Below are 18,298 nucleotides of genomic sequence, written 5' to 3'. Positions count from 1 at the left end.
GGAGAGAACGCCGGATGCAGTGAGCGGGTTTCAGGCGCTCAGAACTTCACCACGATGTCCTCGTCGAGCAGCAGGTACTGGCACGCGAGCCGGTAGCGCGGCGCGAGATCCAGCAGTTCCAGTTCCTCGAACTCCTGCCGCGCGAGCTTGCCGGAGGTGAGCAGAGTGAGCTTTTCCTTCTCGGTGAGGTGCACCGCCATCGGCGGCTTGTTGCCGATGTGGATCACCTCGACCGTGCAGGAACCGCATTCGCCTTTCTGGCATTCGCAGTCGATCGCGACGCCATGATCCCGGGCGACGCCGAGGATGCTCTTGCGGTCGCCCGCAGGGGCATAGACGGTGAGGTCGCGGCGCATCTTCGGCGAGCTGAAGGTCACGTTGGGCATTGCGCTCCTCCTCAACGCACGAGATCGAAGCTGGCCGAGTCGGTGGTCTTCGCGTCCAGCGTGTCGAAGATCTTGTCGAGGATCTTCACGAGAACGTTGAGGCCGCCCTGGTAGCCCCAGATCGGGAAGCGGTGATGATGGTGGCGGTCGAAGATCGGGAAGCCGATGCGGATCAGCGGCGTGCCGATGTCGCGCTCGAGGTACTTGCCGTGCGAGCTGCCGATCAGGAAATCGACCGGCTCGGTGGCGAGCAGCGAGCGCAGGTGCCACAGGTCCTTGCCCGGCCAGGCCTTGGCGTCCTTGCCGAAGGGGCTGGCGGCGAGCAGCGCGTTGATCTTCTCGGTCCAGTCCTTGGTCGCGTTGGTGCAGAGGATATGCACCGGCTCGGCGCCCAGTTCGAGCAGGAAGGCGGTGAGGCCCAGCAGCATGTCGGGGTCGCCGAAGAGCGCGAAGCGCTTGCCGTGCAGGTGGGCCTGCGAGTCGGCGATCGCATCGACGAGGCGGCCGCGCTCGAGCTCCAGCGAGGCCGGAATGGCTTGGCCGGTGAGCTCGGACACCGCCATCAGGAAGGCGTCGGTGCCGGTGACGCCGACCGGGCAGTGCAGCGACACCGCCTTCTGGCCCGCCTTCTCGACGTACTCGGCCGACTTCGCCGCCGAGATGCCCTGCATGAACACCGTGCCCCTGGCGTCGAGCGCCGCTTCCATCTGCGCGGCGGTGGTGCCGCCCGCGTACATGCGGAATTCGCCGTCGGTCGGGGTATCGAAGACCTCGGACGGGTCGGAGATGATGGTCGCCTCGACGCCCATCTCCTTCATCATCCGCTTGAGTTCGCGGTTGTTGGCAACGCAGTAGCCGTCGAAGCCGCCGTTGATGTTGATCGCCGGGGCCGTGGTCTCGGCGCGCGTCTTGCCGTCCCAGAAGCTCGTGAGGAAGCCCTTTAGCATGTTGTCGTAGCCGGTGACATGGCTGCCGACGAAGCTGGGGGTGTGCGCGAACGGCACGCGGAAATCCTCGGGAATCGAGCCCTTCTGCTTGGCGATCTTGATGAAGCCGTCGAGGTCGTCGCCGATGACTTCGGCCATGCAGGTCGTCGACACCGCGATCATCTTCGGCTTGTACAGCGCATGGGCGTTGGCGAGGCCGTCGACCATGTTGTTGAGGCCGCCGAACACCGCCGCGTCCTCGGTCATCGAGTCGGACACGGCCGAGCACGGTTCCTTGAAGTGGCGGTTGAAGTGCGAGCGGAAGTAGGCGACACACCCCTGCGAGCCATGCACGTAGGGCAGCGTGCCCTCGAAGCCCGAGGCGCACAGCACCGCGCCCAGCGGCTGGCAGGCCTTGGCGGGGTTGATGACGAGGGCTTCGCGCTTGAAGTTGATCTCGCGGTATTCCATCGTCCTGGTCCAGTCGGCGACCTCCCGGACCTTGTCCGCGCCGCAGCCGCCTTCGAACTGGGCCTTCTTGCGCTCGAAGATCTCCTGGTATTCCGGCTCCTTGAACAGGCCGGCGTGGTCGAGGACCTTTTCAGCTGATTGAGGCATGGTCGTGCTCCTTATTTCTTCCAGGGGGCCTTGGTCATGCCCCAAACCGGCGAGTTGATCGCCATGTCCATGTCACGGGCGAAGATGGCGAAGCCGTCGTAGCCGTGATACGGGCCGGAGTAGTCCCACGAGTGCATCTGGCGGAAGGGAATGCCCATCTTCTGGAAGATGTATTTTTCCTTGACGCCGGAGGCCATCAGGTCGGGGCGGATCTTTTCGGCAAATTTTTCGAGCTCGAAGCTGGTGACGTCGTCGTAGATCAGCGTGCCGTCCTTCACGTAATGGGTCGTGCGCTGGTAGTCGTCGCCGTGGCCGAACTCGTAGCCGGTGCCGCAGACCTCCATGCCGAGGTCCTCGTACGCGCCGACGACGTGGCGCGGGCGCAGGCCGCCCACATACAACATCACCTTCTTGCCGGCGAGGCGCGGCTTGTACTTGTCGATGACCGCCTGCGACAGCGCCGTGTATTTGGCGATGACCTGCTCGGCCTTCTCTTTGATCGAGTCGTCGAAGAAGGCGGCGATGCCGCGCAGCGATTCGGCGATCTTGGTCGGCCCGAAGAGGTTGTACTCGAACCACGGCACGCCGTACTTCTCCTCGACGTGGCGCGCGATGTAGTTCATCGAGCGATAGCAGTGCAAGAGCAGCAGCTTCGCGCGCGGCATCATCTCGATTTCCTTGAGCGTCGCGTCGCCCGTGCCCTGGCCGATCACGCGCAGGCCCATCTCCTCGAGCAGGATGCGCGAGCTCCACGCGTCGCCGCCGATGTTGTAGTCGGCCATCAGCACGACGTCGTAGGGCGTCGATTCGAAGGGCGCGTTGTAGTCCGCCTTGTCGAATACCCAGTCGCGGATCGCGTCGTTGGCGATGTGGTGGCCGAGCGATTGCGACACGCCGCGAAAACCCTCGCAGCGCACCGGCACCATCGGCAGGCCCACTTCCTTCGACTTCTTCTTCGACACGGCCTCGATGTCGTCCCCGATCAGGCCGATCGGGCACTCGGACTGTACCGAGATGCCTTTCGCCAGCGGGAAGACCTGCGTGATCTCGTCGACCAGCTTGTCGAGCTTCTTGTCGCCGCCGAAGACGATGTCCTTCTCCTGGAAGTCCGACGTGATCTGCATCGCGCCGAAGGCATCCACCCCGGTCGTGCCGTTGTAGTAGTTTCGGCGCGTGGCCCACGAGTACTGGCCGCAGCCGACCGGGCCGTGGCTGACGTGCACCATGTCCTTGATCGGGCCCCACACCACGCCTTTCGATCCGGCGTAGGCACAGCCGCGGATCGTCATCACGCCCGGCAGTGACTTGATGTTGGACTTCACGCCGCAGTCGGGTTTGCCTTCTTCATACACATTGAGGTGCTTGGCGCGCTTCTTCGCCGCCTTCTCGGGATAGACCTCGAGCACCTCGTTGATCAACGCCTTGTTGCGCGTCTTGTCATCCAGTACCGCACTCATAGTGGTTCTCCTGTGCGTGGAAATCAGGCGGCCTTGGCCTTGCCGACGATGCTCTCGTCTTCCTTCTGCATGATGCCGAACTCGAGCAGCAGGTCTTCCAGCTCTTCCATCGTGATCGGCGTGGGGATCACGCCCTTGCCCTTGTTCTCGTGCACCTTGCGCGCGAGTTCGCGGTATTCCTGCGCCTGCTTGCATTCGGGGTCGTACTCCAGCACCGTCATGCGCCGCAGCTCGGCGTGCTGCACGACGTTGTCGCGCGGCACGAAGTGGATCAGCTGGGTGCCGAGCTTCTTCGCCAGCGCGTCGGCGAGTTCCCATTCCTTGTCGGTCTTGCGCTCGTTGCACACCAGGCCGCCCAGGCGCACGCCGCCGGCGTTGGCGTACTTCAGGATGCCCTTCGAGATGTTGTTGGCGGCATACATCGCCATCATCTCGCCCGACATCACGATGTAGATCTCCTGCGCCTTGTTCTCGCGGATCGGCATCGCGAAGCCGCCGCACACGACGTCGCCGAGCACGTCATAGGACACGTAATCGACACCGTCGTAGGCGCCGTTTTCCTCGAGGAAGTTGATCGCGGTGATGACGCCACGACCGGCGCAGCCGACGCCGGGCTCCGGGCCGCCCGACTCGACGCAGCGGATGTCGCGGTAGCCGACGCGCAGCACGTCCTCGAGCTCGAGGTCCTCCACCGAACCGGCGTCGGCCGCGAGCGACAGCACCGTGTCCTGCGCCTTGGCGTGCAGGATCAGGCGGGTGGAGTCGGCCTTCGGGTCGCAGCCGACGATCAGGATCTTCTGGCCCATCTCGGCCAGCGCCGCGAGGGTGTTCTGCGACGTGGTCGACTTGCCGATGCCACCCTTTCCGTAGAACGCGATTTGACGAAGGGACATTTCATTTCTCCTCAAGAAAAGTGAGTCCTGCTTTCACACCCGGCGAACCGGCACAGTTCCCCTATGGCAAGGGCTGTGCCAATGGCGTGGAAAAGACACTAAAGCCAGGCACAGCAAGGGTTTTGGGCGTGGATGGGCGGGCTGTCGGGGCGAGGTCGGCGCTGTCGGCAACGCGACAAGATGGCGGCGACTGTCGGACATCGGCGTGTCGGGGACGGGGTCATGGGACGTATGACTCCCCTTCGCCCGGCCCCTCCCGAATGGCATTGGCGCGGACGGTAGGGCGGGAGGAGCCGAAGGCGTATCCCGCCATGCAGCCCCGAATGCGACGTGCGGGGGAATGGGCGGGATACGCTGCGCTTCTCCCTCCCTACGAAAGCCCCTCACTCGCTTCCCGGTCGTCGGCCTTGTGGATGGCATCTTTCTTGCGGGTTCGGGTGAGCCGACAAACGCTACGGAATGACCATGCCCATCTTCGACTACCGCTGCCCGGTCTGCGACCGGACCTTCGAGTTGCTCGTGCGCTCCGGCGAAACGCCTCCGTGTCCGCATTGCGGCAACACCACGCTTGAAAAACAGGTGTCCGCGCCCGCCGCGCCTCCACAATCGGGCGAGCTCGTGAAGCGGGCGCGTGCGCAGGCGAGGCGTGAAGGCCATTTCAGCAACTACTGAGCCCCTCGCCGGCGCGCCGGCCGGGTACGGCCACTCGACCAATCTCGTCGGCATCCCGACGGGACTCGTCGCGAGCGTGGCGTTCAACGCCCATCCGCTGCCGCTGCACATCCACGGCGTGCGCGAGACCAACCGCGCGCTGTTCGCGATGCTGGCCGACGCGACGAGCGTCGACGAGGCCGTGCTCGCCTTCCAGATCTACATGCGCACGGTGTTTGAGCTGGACCTGCCGGGCGAGCGCGACCGGACGGGCCGCAAGCGCTACCGCGCGAGCTACCTGCGCCTGCTGCGCGGCTGGGGCTTCGACGCCAACGGCCGCGAGGGCGCGGTGCTCAAGGGCTGGGCGGAAGCGCGCTTCGGCCTGCATCCCACCTTCCACAAACGCCCGCTCGGCCGCTACCCGTCGGAAGCGTGGATGCAGTACGTCGAGGACAAGATGCACGCGCGCTTCCACAACAACTGCATCCACGCGCAGCTCGACCTGCTGTACGAATACGCCCAGCACATGTTCGGCCGCTGGTTCTACCCGGGGCGGCGCCACCTCACGCTCTACCGGGGAGTGAACGACTTCGCCGAACACCAGGTGGTCGCCTGGCTGCCGCGCGCCGAGGGTAGGGCACGCCGTGCGCGCGAGGCCATCGCGCGGCAGAACAACCTTGTCTCGTTCACGACACGGCGCGACGTTGCCGACCAGTTCGGCGACACCATCCTCGAAGTGGAGGTGCCGCTGTGCAAGATCGTCTACTGCAATGCGCTGATGCCGGGGCCGCTGCTGCGTGGGGAAGGCGAGATGCTCGTGCTCGGCGGCGACTATCGTGTCAGGATGGCGACCCTATGACCAACGCGCCCGAACCGAGCCTGCGCGAACGCGCACTGGGCGCCTATCTTGGACTCGCCGTCGGCGACGCCCTGGGCGCCACGGTCGAATTCCTGACGCCCTCCGAGATCCGCCACCAGTACGGCGAGTTGCGCGACATCGTCGGCGGCGGCTGGCTCAGACTGAGGGCTGGGCAGATCACCGACGACACGCAGATGTCGCTCGCGCTCGGCGCCGCGATCCTCGAATCGGGCGGCTGGGATCTCAAGAACATCGCCGAGCACTGGCTCGCGTGGCTGAAGTCGAAGCCGATCGATGTCGGCAACACCTGTCGCCGCGGCCTCCAGCGCTTCGCGTCGGACGGCTCGCTCGAATCGCCCTTCTCGGACGGGGACGCCGGCAACGGCGCGCTGATGCGCGTGCTGCCCGCGATCCTGTTCGCCTTCCGCGACGCCGATCGGCTCGACCGCTGCGTCATCGAGCAGGCCCACGTCACGCACAACCACCCGCTGTCGGATGCCGCGACGCTGTGCTTCGCGCATATGCTCGCGGACCTCCTTGCCGGCGGCCACTGGCGCGACAACCTGGCGAAGTTGCGCGCGCACGCGAAGGCGCTGGTCGCGGCGCACCGCCAGTTCCGCTTCGACCCCTACCCCGGGCGCGCGACCGGCTACGTCGTCGACACCGTGCAGACCGTGCTGCACGCCTTCTTCGCCACCGATAGTTTCGAATCCTGCCTGGTCGCAACCGTCAATTGCGGCGGCGACGCGGACACGACCGGAGCGATCGCCGGCATGCTGGCGGGGGCGCATTTCGGCGTCGCCGCCATCCCCGCGCGTTGGCTGAAGCGTCTCGATGGTGCGGTGCTGCGCGAGGTCGAGCGGCAGGCGCCCGCACTGCTCGCGCTGCAGGGCGCATGACAACGTCGCGGCACGTGGCGCTGCGCGGCAGGATGCCGAAGTGGCTGTATCGGCCCGGAATTGCCCGTCCATGCCGATTGCACTAGACTCGCCGGACACTGAATAACTGCACACATTCCAGATGGAATCGACCAGCTCCGCGGCATGGGGGCAAATGCCCCGGCGCGGATGCGCGCACGTCCTCGCGGCCGCAGTCGAGTGGTGTCGACGCGTGGCCAGGCGAGCCGTTGGCAGTGGACGTGCCCTGACCGGTGGTCGGCCGCCCGCTGCCGGCCGCAGCGGCTTGCTCCTCGGGGCGCTGCTTGCCCTGTGCGCGGTCGGGCCGGCGCTGTCGGCCGCGCCTTTGAAGTCGGGCCCACACGGTGCCCAGGGTTCGCGTAACGCCCTCGTCATCGCGGGCTCCGGCACGATGAGCCCGCTGGTCAAGGCGATCGCCGAACGCTTTCGCGAGCGCCGTCCGGACGTCGTCATCGACATACGCCCCCTGGGCTCGGATCGGGGGCTGCAGGCCTTGCGTGACGCGCAGGCCGATATTGCAATGTTCTCGCGCGCGCTGCCCGAAGGCGAGACGGATCTGGTCGGAGTGCCGATCGCCCGCGACGGGGTGTCGCTGGTGATCCATCGCGACAATCCGGTCAGGAACCTGAGTTCGGGACAGATCTCCGCCATCTATCGCGGACGGATCGGCAACTGGCGAGCGGTGGGTGGCGAGGATCGGCCGATCCGCGTCCTGGCTACGGAGCAGGGGCGCAGTTCGTCCGAACTCTTCGCCAGGCATTTCGGCATCGATTATGCGGCCGTTCCCGCCGCCAACATCCTCACCGACAACCAGCAGCGCCTGCAGGCGGTGGCCGGCGACCGCGGCGCGATCGTGTTCATGTCGATCGGCGAGGCCGAGCGGGCCGTGGAGGCGGGGCAGCCGGTCCGGCTGGTTGCGGTCGATGGCATCGACGCCAGCAGCCGCAGCGTGCGCAAGGGCGACTTTCCGATCGCGCGGCCGCTGACCCTCGTGACCCGGGGGCTGCCGCAGGGGCTGGCGCGCGAATTCATCGAGTTCGCGATGTCGTCGAGCGTGACCGGGCTGATCCGGCAGCTCGATTTCGTTCCCTACGTGGATTAGCGCCATGGAGAGCACGCGCCCCGAACGCGGCGGCTCCCTGCCCGAGACCTTGGCCCGGCTGAGCCTCGGTGCGCGCCTGAGGATCGGCTTCGCCCTGATGGTGGCAATCACCCTGGCCGTCGGGATCGCCTCGCTAGCCAGCCATCGCCGGATCGGCACGCTGTTCGAGGAGCACTTCACGGTCGAACTGCGGATCGCCGAGCTGAGCCTGCTCGCCAATCATGCGCTGCTCCGGGCGCGCCGCTACGAGAAGGACTTTCTGCTCGCGGTGCCGGTGCTGGGCTATGAGGAGAGCCGCACGCGCTATGTGACGCTCGTGCGCACCAACCTCGAGGCGCTGCGCGAGCACCTGGCGGCGATCGGGGGGCTCGCGCGCGAAACCGACATGCGGGAGGAAGTGCGGCGGATCGAGGCCGCTGCCATCGGCTTCGAGAAGGAATTCCTGGCGGCGGCCGCGCTTCAGGGGCAGCTCGGCCGCCGCGACGACGGCCTGGCCGGTACGCTGCGCGCGGCCGCGCACCGCATCGAGGCGCTGATTCCGGCCGGCGCGCATCGCTTGCGTGCGGATCTGCTCCAGATGCGACGGTTCGAGAAGGATTACGTGCTCACCGACAGCGCGCGCGACGCCCGGCGCTTCGCCGATGCGGCCGAGCGCTTTGCCGTCGCCGTCGCGGGCGAGTCCCTGCCGGCCGCGTTGCGCAGCGCGTTCGCCGTTGCGCTGCACGACTATCGCGAGGCCTTCCTCGCCTACGTGGCGGTCCGCGGCGAGCTCGAGACGACCCGGGAAAAGTATCTCGAGGCGGTGCATGAAATCGAGTCGCAACTGCAGCGCCTGCATGCCCATGCGAGCGGCCACGCTACAAGCACCCGCGACGAGTTGCTGGGTTTCGAACGCTTCGCCGGCACGGCCCTGCTCATGACCGCTGTGCTCGCGGCCGCGCTCGGCCTGGCCATCGGAAATTTCTTCTCGCGCAGCATCCGGCGCTCGATCGGGCAGACGATGAGTTTCGCGCAACGCCTGGCGGCGGGTGATCTCGACGTGCGCCTGCGCAGCGACGGCGGCGACGAATTCGCGACGCTCAACGTCGCCCTCAACGACATGGCCGGCGCCTTGCAGGCGGGGCAGCGGCGTGAAGCGCAGCGCAGCACCGAACTGGCCTCCAGCAATGCGGCGCTGCTGCACGAGGTCGATGAACGCAGCCAGGCCGAACGCACCCTGCGCGCCAGCGAGGCGCGTTTCCGCAGCATCCTCGAGTCGGCCGCCGACGGCATCGTCATCACCGACGCCGCGGGACGCATCACGATGGTCAACGCGCGCACCGAGATGCTGTTCGGCTACCCGCGCAGCGAACTGCTCGGCCAGACGGTCGAGCTTCTCGTGCCCGAACGTTTCCGGGCGCATCATTCGGACCAGCGTTCGGACTATAACCGGACGCCGCATTCCGATGTGATCGGCATGCGGCGTCCCGGTATCTTCGCCCGGCGGCGCGACGGCAGCGAGTTCCCGGCCGACATCAGCAGGGCCGTCATGGCGCACGACGGCGAGACGCAGGTCATCGCCGTCGTGCGCGACATCTCGGCGCAAGTGCGTGCCGAGAACGAGCTGCGCCGCCTGAACCGGACCCTGCGCATGCTCACCTTGTGCAATGAAACGCTGGTGCGTGCGCAGGATGAGGGGGAGTTACTCGAGACCGTGTGTGGCCACCTCGTCGAACATGGCGGTTACCGGCTGGCGTGGGTCGGCCTCGCGCTCGACGATCCGGCCCGATCAGTGCGCCCCGCGGCGGTTGCGGGATTGGGCGCGGATTACCTGCGCACGCTCGACGTGAGCTGGGCGGACGTTCCTGCCGGCCAGGGGCCGACCGGCCGCGCGATCCGGCTGGGCACCACGCAAACCTGCATCGACATCCCCGGCGACCCGGCTTACGCGCCGTGGCGCACCGAGGCGCTGCGCCGCGGCTTCTCCTCCAGCATCGCACTGCCGTTGACTGCGGCCGGACGAACGGTCGGTGCGCTCAACATCTACGCCAGCGAGCGCGACGCCTTCGACCCCCAGGAGGTGGCCCTGCTCGAGGAGCTCGCCAACGACCTGGCCTACGGCCTGCGCAGCCTGCGCGAGAGCGATGCGCGCCAGCGTGCCGAACGCGAGCTCGCCCACCAGGCGCACTACGATACGCTGACCGGGCTCGCCAACCGCCACCTGTTCCGCGACCGCGTCGAGCAGGCGCTGGTGCATGCCCGGCGCAACGGACGGGCGGTTGCGGTCGCGCTGCTCGACCTCGACCGCTTCAAGGCCATCAACGACACCCTCGGCCAGGCCCGCGGCGACACCCTGCTCAAGGAAACCGCACGCCGCCTGCAGGGACCGCTGCGCAACGGGGATACCGTCGCGCGTCTGGCCAGCGACGAGTTCGCGATCCTGCTCGACGATCTGGCCGCCGTCGAGGACGTCGCGCCGCTGGTCGGGCGGCTGCTCGAGGACGTCGCTGCGCCGCTCGATATCGCCGGCCACGGGGTGTACTCGACCGCAAGTCTCGGCATCAGCCTCTTCCCGCGCGACGGACAGGACGCCGAAGCCCTGCTCGGAACCGCCGACATCGCCATGCACAACGCCAAGATGGCGGGCGGCAACGCCTTCCGCTTCTACGCGCCGGAGATGAACCTGCGGGTCAACGCGCAGCTCGCGCTGGCCAGCGCGCTGCGGAGCGCGATCGACCGGGGCGAGATGCGGGTCTTCTACCAGCCCAAGGTCAGCCTGGGCGATGGCCGGGTGACCAGCGCCGAGGCCCTGGTCCGCTGGCAGCACCCCGAGCGCGGCATGGTCTCGCCGGCCGACTTCATCCCCGTCGCCGAGGACACCGGGCTGATCGTGCCGCTCGGCGAATGGGTGCTGCGCGAAACCTGCCGCCAGCAGGCTGCCTGGATCGCCGAGGGGCTCGCCGTGCCGCCCGTCGCGGTCAACCTCTCGGCCCGCCAGTTCCGCCAGGAGAATCTGCCGCAGACGGTGCGCGCCGCCCTGTCGGCGGCCGGTCTCGAACCGCTCTGCCTGCACCTCGAGATCACCGAAAGCACGGTCATGCACGACGTCGACCGCGCGGTCGCGATGCTGCGCGAGCTCAACGCGATCGGCATCCGGGTCGCGCTGGACGATTTCGGCACCGGCTATTCAAGCCTCGCCTATCTCAAGCGCTTCCCCATCGACCAGCTGAAGATCGATCGCGCCTTCGTGCGCGACATCGCGAGCGACCCCGAAGATGCGGCGATCTGCCGCGCGGTCATCGGGCTCGCCCACAGCCTGGACCTGACGGTGGTCGCAGAGGGCGTCGAAACCCGCCCCCAGCTCGACTTCCTGCGCGCCAACGCCTGCGACGAGATGCAGGGCTTCCTGTTCAGCCGGCCGGTGCCGGCAGCCGACTACGCGGCGCTGCTGGCGGCCGGCCGGGTCTTGGCGCTCGACGGCGACTGAACGCCTCGTTCGCTGTTGCGCGGGCGGTCTCAGCCTTCGCCGAGCCGTCGCGCCTCGACGGTGATCGGCAGCCGGGTGTCGGCCGCCAGCGCCGGCATCTCCAGCGTCCAGCCGTTGTCGAGCTCCACTCTGCCGCCCCAGATGGCCGGTTGCTCGGCGCTCACGATGCGCGCCTCGAGATCCTTCTTCGCCACGTAGATCGAATAATGGCCGGCGGCTTCCCTGCGCACGGTGACTTTCATCGGATTGTTTCCTCTTCGTCGAAATGGAGCGCGTCGTCCTCGTCGTAGGGGCCGGGCGAGGGCGCGTCGAGCGAGCGCAGTTCGCGTCCCTTCATGCCCACCACGTAGCCCCGGTCGACGAAGTCGATGCCATAGATGTAGAACTGTTGCAGGAAGGTGCCGATGCTCTTCACGTAGCCGACGTCGCCTTTCTTCACCAGCACGTCGCCGATCTCGCGGCCTTGGAAGGTGCCGTCGTTCCTGACGTTCTTCCGCGAGATGACCTTTTCGCCGTAGTCGAAGGCGGGCGGGCCTTCGAGTTCCACGATGTCCGAATCGCGCGCGAACATGGCCGCCTCCTATGTCTTCCGGCAGCTGCCGTCAGGCTTGAAGAACGTCACCGCAACCGAGGCGCCCGCCCGCTGCCGCTCGCCGGACCCGCAGCCGCAGGCCTCCGGCGCGCCCTCCTTGCGGTAGCTCAGGCGGCTGTCGATGCTGTTCTCGGTGAAATCCACCGTGTAGCCGCGCAGCAGCGCGCAGCTCGCCTCGGTGAGGAAGAGGCGCACGCCGAGCTGTTCGATCACCGCGTCGCCCGCGGCCGGGGCGGTCTCGACGGTGAAATTCGAATCGAAACCCGAACAGCCGCCGGGCTGCACGGACAGCCGGAAGCCGCTGTCGGCGCTGCCGCCGCCGAAGCGCACGATGCGCTTCATGAAGCTCGCGGCGGCGGGGGTGAGGGTCACGCACATGCTTTGGGTCCTCCTTCAGGCGGCGATGGTGGTGGCGCCCGCGACCGACTTCGCGAACCAGTCGATCAGCGAGGCCTCGATGTAGTCATGCGCGTAGTCCTCCACCGCGGCGATGCCCGCCGCCGTGAGGTCCTTGCGCGGACAGTGGCCGATCTTCGCGACGAACACCGCGCCGCAGCCCGCGAGCGCTTCGACGATGCCCGGCATCGCCTTGTCGTCCTCGTAGCCGCCCTGGCAGTACAGCGACACCTTGCGATGGCCGACGAACTTCGCGCCGGCCGCCGACACCTCGTACACCTGGAACTCCTCGGCGTGGCCGAAGTGCTGGTTGATCCGCCCCGATCCCTTGGTCGCCACCGCGACCAGCCGCGTCTCGGCCGTCGTCCCGAGCCGCGCCTGGGCGCTTTCCGTCGCCGCATCGCGGTCCGCACGCTCGCGCTCGACGAAGCTGCGATAGGCCGCGCGCGATTCGGCAACCGCCGCTGCATCGACCCCGGCCGCGATCGCGTCGATGTTGTGCGACGTGAACTCCGCGCCGCGGTCCTCTCCCAGCATCCCCACCGCATCGGCGCGGCACTGGCGGCAGTGGCGCATCATCTGCATCTCGCCCTCGCACGCGTCCTGCAGCGCCTTCAACTCCGCCGGCGTCGGCCCGCGCTGGCCGGTCAGGCCGAAATGCGTGCCGTGCGTCGGATCCGAGATCAGCGGCATGATGTTGTGGAGGAAGGCACCGCGCGACTTCACCGCCTCGTTCACCTCGGCGAGGTGGCGGTCGTTGATGCCGGGGATCATCACCGAATTGACCTTCACCAGCACGTCGGCGGCGACCAGCATCTCCAGCCCCAGCATCTGCCGCTCGTGCAGGATGCGCGCCGCCTCCAGCCCGCGCCGGCGCTTGTGATCGAAGAAGATCCACGGATAGATCTGCGCGCCGACCGCCGGGTCGATCATGTTGATCGTGATCGTCACGTGGTCCACGCCCAGCGCCTTGATGCGCTCGACGTGGTCGGGCAGCGCGAGCCCGTTGGTCGACAGGCACAGCCGGATGTCCGGCGCCGCCTCCCTGATCAGCTCGAAGGTGCGGAAGGTCTTCTCCGGGATCGCCAGCGCGTCGCCCGGCCCCGCGACGCCCACCACCGACAGCTGCGGAATCCGCGCGGCCACCGCGAGCACCTTCTTCGCCGCCAGCTCCGGCGTCAGCTTCTCCGACACCACCCCCGGCCGGCTCTCGTTCGCACAGTCGTACTTGCGGTTGCAGTAGTTGCACTGGATGTTGCAGCCGGGGGCGACGGCGACATGCATGCGCGCGAAGTGGTGATGCGCCTCGGCGCTGTAGCAGGGGTGATCATGCACCCGGTCGAGGATGTGCCGGGGCAGGCCGGCGGAACTGCCCGAACCGCAGCCGCCTTTGGTCGCCGTCCCGCAGGTGCCGCCGCGCCCCGCGACGCCGGCCGGCGCAAGCGGGATCACGCGGCGGGCAGGGACTGCGGGCGACGGTGACGCGAACGGCAGGGGCGCAGGCATGGCATTCTCCCTCGGGCATGTGGGTTCGGCGCGGCTGCGCCATCGATACCCTCAGTGCAATGCCCGTGCCACTCGCCTGCGTGGGGGTTAAGCTGTTGATTGTTAATGACTTGATTGGGTCTGATGGATCGCCTCGCCTGTGTCCGGTTCGGGACAATCGCGGCGCAAGCGCGACACTCTCACCCCGGTCGCCGATCAGCCCGCGGCGCCGGCGGGTTCGCTGGCGGGCTCGGCGACACGCACACAGTTGCGACCAGCCTGCTTGGCCGCGTAAAGCGCGGCGTCGGCGCGTGCGAGGGTGGGTTCGAGCGACCGTTCCCCGCGCGCACTCGTCGCGACCCCGACGCTGATCGTGACCATCGTCGGCGTCGTGACTTGCGCTGCGACGGCTGCCCGCAGCTTCTCCGCCACGTGGGTCGCCCCCTCCGTGCCGGTGTCGGGCATCAGGACGAGAAACTCCTCGCCGCCGTAGCGCCCGACGATATCGCTTCCACGCACCTCGTCGCGCAGCAGTTGCGAGATGCGGCGGATCGCGTCGTCGCCGGCCAGATGGCCGTAGGTGTCGTTAATTTCCTTGAAGTGGTCGATGTCTATCATCAGCATCGACAGTTCGCCGCGGCGATCGAGCGCACGCGCGAACTCATCCGCATGCGCCATGATCGAGCGCCGGTTATACACCCCCGTGAGTCCGTCGAGGCTCGCCTGTTCCTGCTGGATGCGGCTTATCGCCGCTGCGCGCAGCGCGATAGCGACGATCGCTGCACTCAGCGCCAGCCACAGTAGACATGCGATGGTCATTCTCTTGCGCCACGGCGCGAGAAGTTCGGCGACCGGCAGGGTCGCCGCGGCCACCATCGGGTAGCGGCGGAGGTGCTGGTAGGCGACGATGCGTTCCTGCCCGTCGAGCGGCGAAACAGTCACCGTGCTTGCGTAGGGCTGGTCGGCGGATAGCCCGGCGCGTTCGGCCGAGAGCGGCAACTGCTTGCCGACGTGGCGTTCGTGATCGGGGGTGCGCGAATACACGCGGGCGTCCTCGGTGAGCAGCGCCTGGCTGATACCGGTGCGCGGGTTGCGCAGCGTCAGCCGCTCGCGCAGCAGGCCGACGTCGATGATCACGACGAGGACATTGGTGAGAGCGCCCGCCGGGTCGCGCAGGGCTTCGCTCAATGCGAAGAACCATCGGCCGGCATGTACCTTCGACAGCTGTGGTGGGCCGACATAGAGCCGGCTGCCGCCCTCGAGGTGAGCGGTGAAATACTCGCGTTCCGCGACGGGGGGCGGTGTGCCGGAGCCCGTCCAGTGCACGATACGTCCGTCGCCGGACAGGATCAGCAGATCCATCAGGTGCGGCGCCGCGGCGCGCAGATCCAGCAGTGCCGCGCGTACCGCGTCGGGGTCCGGACGGCCGTCCGCGACCGGCGGCTTCACGAGCAGCTCCATCGCGTGGAGCAACTGCTCGCCCGCCTCCAGCGTTCCCGCGGCGATCAGCGCGGTCTGGCTCGCCATCTGCTCGGCCGCCTCGACGCCCTCGTCCATGATCGTGCGGCGGTCGGCAACGCCGTACCAACCAAACAGCCCCGCCAGCACCATGATCGCCATCGTCGCGACGATGCGGACGCGCTGGCGCGGCACGTTCAGGAGGGGTGGGTCGTCCGGGCGCGCGGGATTCGGCATCGTTACAGGCTCGTCAGACAGCTTACTATTGTCACATGGACCTCTCGCCTGTCAGTGGCGGCATTACCCATTCGCGTTGCAATCGCACGCTGTCTGTCAGATACCGCACATTGTCGCGACAAATCCCCGCCGTGCCGGGCGCGAATGAGCCAATTACACGGAAAGAAACCGGTGGCATGGTTCTCGCTGCACGGGCTCGACCAATCACCACGCGAGACCGTGCCATGACCCAGCCCACCCTCTTCAGCGCCCTCGACGGCAAGCTCCTGTCCCCGACCTTCTCCGGGCCCACTGCCAAGACCGCCCGCTATGGCTTCCGCGGCGAACTCGGCCTCAAGTTCCCGCCTTCGGTCGCGGGCGAAAAACGCCCCCCAGAGATCAAGGCCGACCAGGTCATCCTCGCCGTCGAAGGCGAAACCGTCAGCTTCCTCGCCCTGCACGTCGACTCGCTTGCGCACCTCGACGAGGTCCGCGCCACCTTCGGCGCCGCGCTTGTCCCGGCGGGCAAATACTTCATCTTCGCGGGCAACGTCGACATCTCGAAGAAGTACCTGCTCGACATCGACAGCGTGAGCTACCACGTCCTCCCCCTCGACGAGGCGACCGTATACAACGAGCTCCTCGACCTCCTGTACCTGGAAAAGGGCGATCTCAAGAAGATGTCCTCCGAGGGCAAGATCGACGCCATCGTCGATGCCGCCGCGAAGATCGGCGGCGGCTTCCCGCGCGCCGAGTACGCGCAGGCACTGGCCGAGATGGGGCCGGTGAAGGTCGCCGACAACCGGCCGGTGTAATCGGCCGACGAACAATGCACTCACGCAGCCCGAGTGCGGGGGGCTCTCCGCCGGGCTGTCGTGAGCGCCGGATCGGGGCGGCTTGCGGGGGATGAAGGCGACGCATGTCTGAGCCGGCGCAGCCGGCGAGTTTGCGTCGCCGCCCCCGCAAGCCGCCCCGATCCGGGAAGCCGCAGGCCGCGAGCGCCTGCCCGAAGGGGAGTTCCCCGCGCTCGGGCGGGTCGAAGCCACCTCTGCCTCGGAGCGAGTCCCCCGGCCGTCACAGCTGCTTCACCTCCACGTTGTACTTCCTCAGCGCATAGCCGATCTGCCGCGGCGTGAGCCCCAGCATCCGCGCCGCTTTCGCCTGCACCCAGCCACAGCGCTCCATCGCATCGACCAGGCGCTCGCGCTCGCTGGTCGGCGCCCTCCCGGCCGCGATGTCATCGCCCGCATCTCCTGCCGGAGCTGCAGGCATCGCCCGCGCGGGCGGCGTACTGCGCGCCGGCATCCCGATCACCGGAAAACATGCCCGCGACTGCGCGCTCTCCAGCAATACCGCCGAGAAGCACTGCCCCTTCTGGCAGCGCATATCCACTTCGCGGATCGTGTTCGAGCGCGTCATCGTCGCCGCGCGCTGGATGCAGTTCTCCAACTCGCGCACGTTCCCCGGCCAGTTGCACCGCATCAGGATCTCCAGCGCGCCGGGCGTGATCGTCAGCTGGCGGCGATTCTCGCGGTTGAAGCGATCGAGGAAGAAATCCACCAGCAGCGGAATGTCATCCTTGCGCTCGCGCAAGGACGGCATGAAGATCGTCACCACATTGAGGCGGAAATACAAGTCGGCGCGGAACTCGTTCTTCTGCACCATCTCCTCCAGGTTGCGGTTGGTCGCCGCCACCAGCCGCACGTCGGCGCGCAGCGTCTTGTTGCCGCCAACGCGCTCGAACTCCTGCTCCTGCAGCACGCGCAGCAGCTTCGCCTGGAAGGCCGGCGAGATGTCGCCGATCTCGTCGAGGAAGATCGTGCCCCCCTTGGCGAGCTCGAAACGCCCCTTGCGCTCCGAAGTCGCACCGGTGAAAGCACCTTTCTCGTGGCCGAACAGCTCCGACTCCAGCAGCGTCTCGGGCAGCGCCGCACAGTTCAGCTTCACGAACGGTCCCTTCGCGCGCGGCGACAAGTAATGGATCGCATGCGCGATCGCCTCCTTGCCGGTGCCCGACTCGCCGCGCAGCAGCACCGTTGCGCCGGACGGGGCGGCCTGATGCACGTCCGCGAACACCTCCTTCATGCGCTTCGAGCGCCCCACCACGTTCTCGATGTCGTAGCTCCCCTGCAGCTGCTTCTGCAGGCGGGCGGACTCCTCGATCAGCACCTGCCGGTCCGCCGCCACCGACTGCTGCAGCCGGTAAGTCTGCGCCAGCAGGTTCGCGACCAGGGACAGGATGCGCACGTCGCGCTCGAAGTTGACCGGCTGCTCGGCGTCGGGATGACGGTCCGCCGAGAGGATGCCGATCACCTCGCGGTCGAGCTTGAGCGGCACGACGACGTAGGACACCCGTGCGAGCTGCTGCGGGTCGCGCCCGGTGCGATTGGTGAAATTCGCGTCCGCGGCGATGTCGGGGATCACGATCGGCGAGCCGCTGCGCAGAACCTTGGAGATCACCCCCACGCCGGGGTCGAGAACGGGCGCCTCGCTCATCGGCCAGGGCACGCCCGCCGCACCAAGAATGTGCAGCTGTTCGTCCGCCTGCACCAGGCCGACCAGCGCGTGGCGCATGTGCAACTGCGTCAGCAGCAGGCGCAGCACGCTGTGTACGCACTGCCTGAAGTCCAGCGATGAAGTCAGAACCTTGCTGATCTCGTAAATTGTCAGCAGATCGATGTCGGATGTGCGGCGGTAATTCCCCGAATGCGTCATGGCGGAGCCTCTATGTCCATGTTTGTCCCATGGTCTTCCGCAAGAAGTGCGCCACCTTTGCTGCAATGCAAAATTTGCGCATTCGGCAGGGCCTCGCGCGAGGGCTGCATTTTCCCCCGCTGGGAGTCCGTCAAGAAAAACTGCTAGAATCGCGAGCTACG

At 67.4% G+C, this 18,298-nt stretch carries 16 protein-coding genes; 6 read left to right on the top strand and 10 right to left on the bottom strand.

Annotated elements, in window-relative coordinates; translation table 11 throughout:
- Positions 1-38: 38 nt before the first annotated feature.
- Genes GO615_RS18255 through nifH form a run of 4 tightly spaced genes read right to left on the bottom strand, consistent with a single transcriptional unit; the run spans position 39 to position 4,280 of the window.
- Positions 39-386, bottom strand: a complete 348-nt coding sequence (locus GO615_RS18255) for a 2Fe-2S iron-sulfur cluster-binding protein (protein ID WP_169130734.1) — start codon at positions 384-386, stop codon at positions 39-41.
- Between the two features lie 11 nt (positions 387-397).
- Positions 398-1,930: a nitrogenase molybdenum-iron protein subunit beta gene (gene nifK / locus GO615_RS18250; RefSeq protein ID WP_169130732.1), complete on the bottom strand. Its 1,533-nt coding sequence runs from the start codon at positions 1,928-1,930 to the stop codon at positions 398-400.
- Positions 1,931-1,941: 11 nt separating this feature from the next.
- On the bottom strand, positions 1,942-3,387 hold the full coding sequence (nifD, locus tag GO615_RS18245) for a nitrogenase molybdenum-iron protein alpha chain (RefSeq protein WP_169130730.1): 1,446 nt from the start codon (positions 3,385-3,387) through the stop codon (positions 1,942-1,944).
- A gap of 23 nt (positions 3,388-3,410) precedes the next feature.
- Complete coding sequence (nifH, locus tag GO615_RS18240; RefSeq protein WP_169130728.1) at positions 3,411-4,280, bottom strand: nitrogenase iron protein; 870 nt, start codon at positions 4,278-4,280, stop codon at positions 3,411-3,413.
- A gap of 465 nt (positions 4,281-4,745) precedes the next feature.
- Here nifH and GO615_RS18235 point away from each other — a divergent pair, with 465 nt between their 5' ends.
- The 5 genes from GO615_RS18235 (at position 4,746) to GO615_RS18215 (ending at position 11,275) form a co-directional block, all read left to right on the top strand.
- Positions 4,746-4,952 carry an FmdB family zinc ribbon protein gene (locus tag GO615_RS18235; RefSeq protein WP_169130726.1) on the top strand — a complete coding sequence of 69 codons (207 nt, stop codon included), beginning with the start codon at positions 4,746-4,748 and terminating at the stop codon, positions 4,950-4,952.
- Positions 4,927-5,790, top strand: a complete 864-nt coding sequence (locus tag GO615_RS18230) for an NAD(+)--dinitrogen-reductase ADP-D-ribosyltransferase (protein WP_339380072.1) — start codon at positions 4,927-4,929, stop codon at positions 5,788-5,790. The genes GO615_RS18235 and GO615_RS18230 overlap by 26 nt, the downstream gene beginning before the upstream one ends.
- Positions 5,787-6,689 carry an ADP-ribosyl-[dinitrogen reductase] hydrolase gene (gene draG, locus GO615_RS18225; RefSeq protein WP_169130724.1) on the top strand — a complete coding sequence of 301 codons (903 nt, stop codon included), beginning with the start codon at positions 5,787-5,789 and terminating at the stop codon, positions 6,687-6,689. Before GO615_RS18230 ends, draG begins: the two co-directional genes overlap by 4 nt.
- A 211-nt stretch (positions 6,690-6,900) precedes the next feature.
- Entirely contained in the window at positions 6,901-7,809 is a 909-nt protein-coding gene (locus GO615_RS18220) for a substrate-binding domain-containing protein (RefSeq protein WP_169130722.1), read from the top strand.
- Between the two features lie 4 nt (positions 7,810-7,813).
- Positions 7,814-11,275, top strand: coding sequence for an EAL domain-containing protein (locus GO615_RS18215; protein ID WP_169130720.1), 3,462 nt, complete (start codon positions 7,814-7,816; stop codon positions 11,273-11,275).
- A gap of 29 nt (positions 11,276-11,304) precedes the next feature.
- On the opposite strand, the gene nifT is transcribed toward GO615_RS18215, so the two are convergent.
- From nifT to GO615_RS18190, 5 genes are all read right to left on the bottom strand, one after another.
- Positions 11,305-11,517: a putative nitrogen fixation protein NifT gene (nifT, locus tag GO615_RS18210; RefSeq protein ID WP_169130719.1), complete on the bottom strand. Its 213-nt coding sequence runs from the start codon at positions 11,515-11,517 to the stop codon at positions 11,305-11,307.
- Positions 11,514-11,846: a nitrogen fixation protein NifZ gene (locus tag GO615_RS18205; protein WP_169130717.1), complete on the bottom strand. Its 333-nt coding sequence runs from the start codon at positions 11,844-11,846 to the stop codon at positions 11,514-11,516. The genes nifT and GO615_RS18205 overlap by 4 nt, the downstream gene beginning before the upstream one ends.
- A 9-nt stretch (positions 11,847-11,855) precedes the next feature.
- Positions 11,856-12,245, bottom strand: coding sequence for a HesB/IscA family protein (locus GO615_RS18200; RefSeq protein WP_169130714.1), 390 nt, complete (start codon positions 12,243-12,245; stop codon positions 11,856-11,858).
- Between the two features lie 15 nt (positions 12,246-12,260).
- A complete protein-coding gene (gene nifB / locus GO615_RS18195; protein ID WP_169130712.1) occupies positions 12,261-13,769 on the bottom strand; it encodes a nitrogenase cofactor biosynthesis protein NifB in 1,509 nt (502 codons plus the stop codon).
- 195 nt (positions 13,770-13,964) lie between these two features.
- A complete protein-coding gene (locus GO615_RS18190; protein WP_169130710.1) occupies positions 13,965-15,443 on the bottom strand; it encodes a GGDEF domain-containing protein in 1,479 nt (492 codons plus the stop codon).
- A gap of 224 nt (positions 15,444-15,667) precedes the next feature.
- Between GO615_RS18190 and GO615_RS18185 the strand changes: the two genes are divergently transcribed.
- Positions 15,668-16,237, top strand: coding sequence for a hypothetical protein (locus GO615_RS18185; protein ID WP_169130708.1), 570 nt, complete (start codon positions 15,668-15,670; stop codon positions 16,235-16,237).
- Positions 16,238-16,496: 259 nt separating this feature from the next.
- Here the strand turns inward: GO615_RS18185 and nifA are convergent, their stop codons facing one another.
- Entirely contained in the window at positions 16,497-18,137 is a 1,641-nt protein-coding gene (gene nifA, locus GO615_RS18180) for a nif-specific transcriptional activator NifA (protein WP_169130706.1), read from the bottom strand.
- Positions 18,138-18,298 lie beyond the last annotated feature (161 nt).

It is taken from the genome of Aromatoleum evansii (assembly GCF_012910805.1).
Taxonomy (GTDB): Bacteria; Pseudomonadota; Gammaproteobacteria; order Burkholderiales; family Rhodocyclaceae; genus Aromatoleum; species Aromatoleum evansii.
The sequence above is the reverse complement of the archived record's forward strand: the minus strand, read 5'-3'. Positions and strand labels throughout refer to the sequence as shown.

What these genes read in the sequence shown, in the direction of transcription:
- nifT (WP_169130719.1), bottom strand. Translation starts at nt 11,517, where the DNA reads ATGAAAGTCACCGTGCGCAGGGAAGCCGCCGGCCATTATTCGATCTAC.
- nifA (WP_169130706.1), bottom strand. Translation starts at nt 18,137, where the DNA reads ATGACGCATTCGGGGAATTACCGCCGCACATCCGACATCGATCTGCTG.
- nifK (WP_169130732.1), bottom strand. Translation starts at nt 1,930, where the DNA reads ATGCCTCAATCAGCTGAAAAGGTCCTCGACCACGCCGGCCTGTTCAAG.
- GO615_RS18190 (WP_169130710.1), bottom strand. Translation starts at nt 15,443, where the DNA reads ATGCCGAATCCCGCGCGCCCGGACGACCCACCCCTCCTGAACGTGCCG.
- nifD (WP_169130730.1), bottom strand. Translation starts at nt 3,387, where the DNA reads ATGAGTGCGGTACTGGATGACAAGACGCGCAACAAGGCGTTGATCAAC.
- nifH (WP_169130728.1), bottom strand. Translation starts at nt 4,280, where the DNA reads ATGTCCCTTCGTCAAATCGCGTTCTACGGAAAGGGTGGCATCGGCAAG.
- draG (WP_169130724.1), top strand. Translation starts at nt 5,787, where the DNA reads ATGACCAACGCGCCCGAACCGAGCCTGCGCGAACGCGCACTGGGCGCC.
- GO615_RS18235 (WP_169130726.1), top strand. Translation starts at nt 4,746, where the DNA reads ATGCCCATCTTCGACTACCGCTGCCCGGTCTGCGACCGGACCTTCGAG.
- GO615_RS18200 (WP_169130714.1), bottom strand. Translation starts at nt 12,245, where the DNA reads ATGTGCGTGACCCTCACCCCCGCCGCCGCGAGCTTCATGAAGCGCATC.
- GO615_RS18255 (WP_169130734.1), bottom strand. Translation starts at nt 386, where the DNA reads ATGCCCAACGTGACCTTCAGCTCGCCGAAGATGCGCCGCGACCTCACC.
- nifB (WP_169130712.1), bottom strand. Translation starts at nt 13,769, where the DNA reads ATGCCTGCGCCCCTGCCGTTCGCGTCACCGTCGCCCGCAGTCCCTGCC.
- GO615_RS18205 (WP_169130717.1), bottom strand. Translation starts at nt 11,846, where the DNA reads ATGTTCGCGCGCGATTCGGACATCGTGGAACTCGAAGGCCCGCCCGCC.
- GO615_RS18215 (WP_169130720.1), top strand. Translation starts at nt 7,814, where the DNA reads ATGGAGAGCACGCGCCCCGAACGCGGCGGCTCCCTGCCCGAGACCTTG.
- GO615_RS18185 (WP_169130708.1), top strand. Translation starts at nt 15,668, where the DNA reads ATGACCCAGCCCACCCTCTTCAGCGCCCTCGACGGCAAGCTCCTGTCC.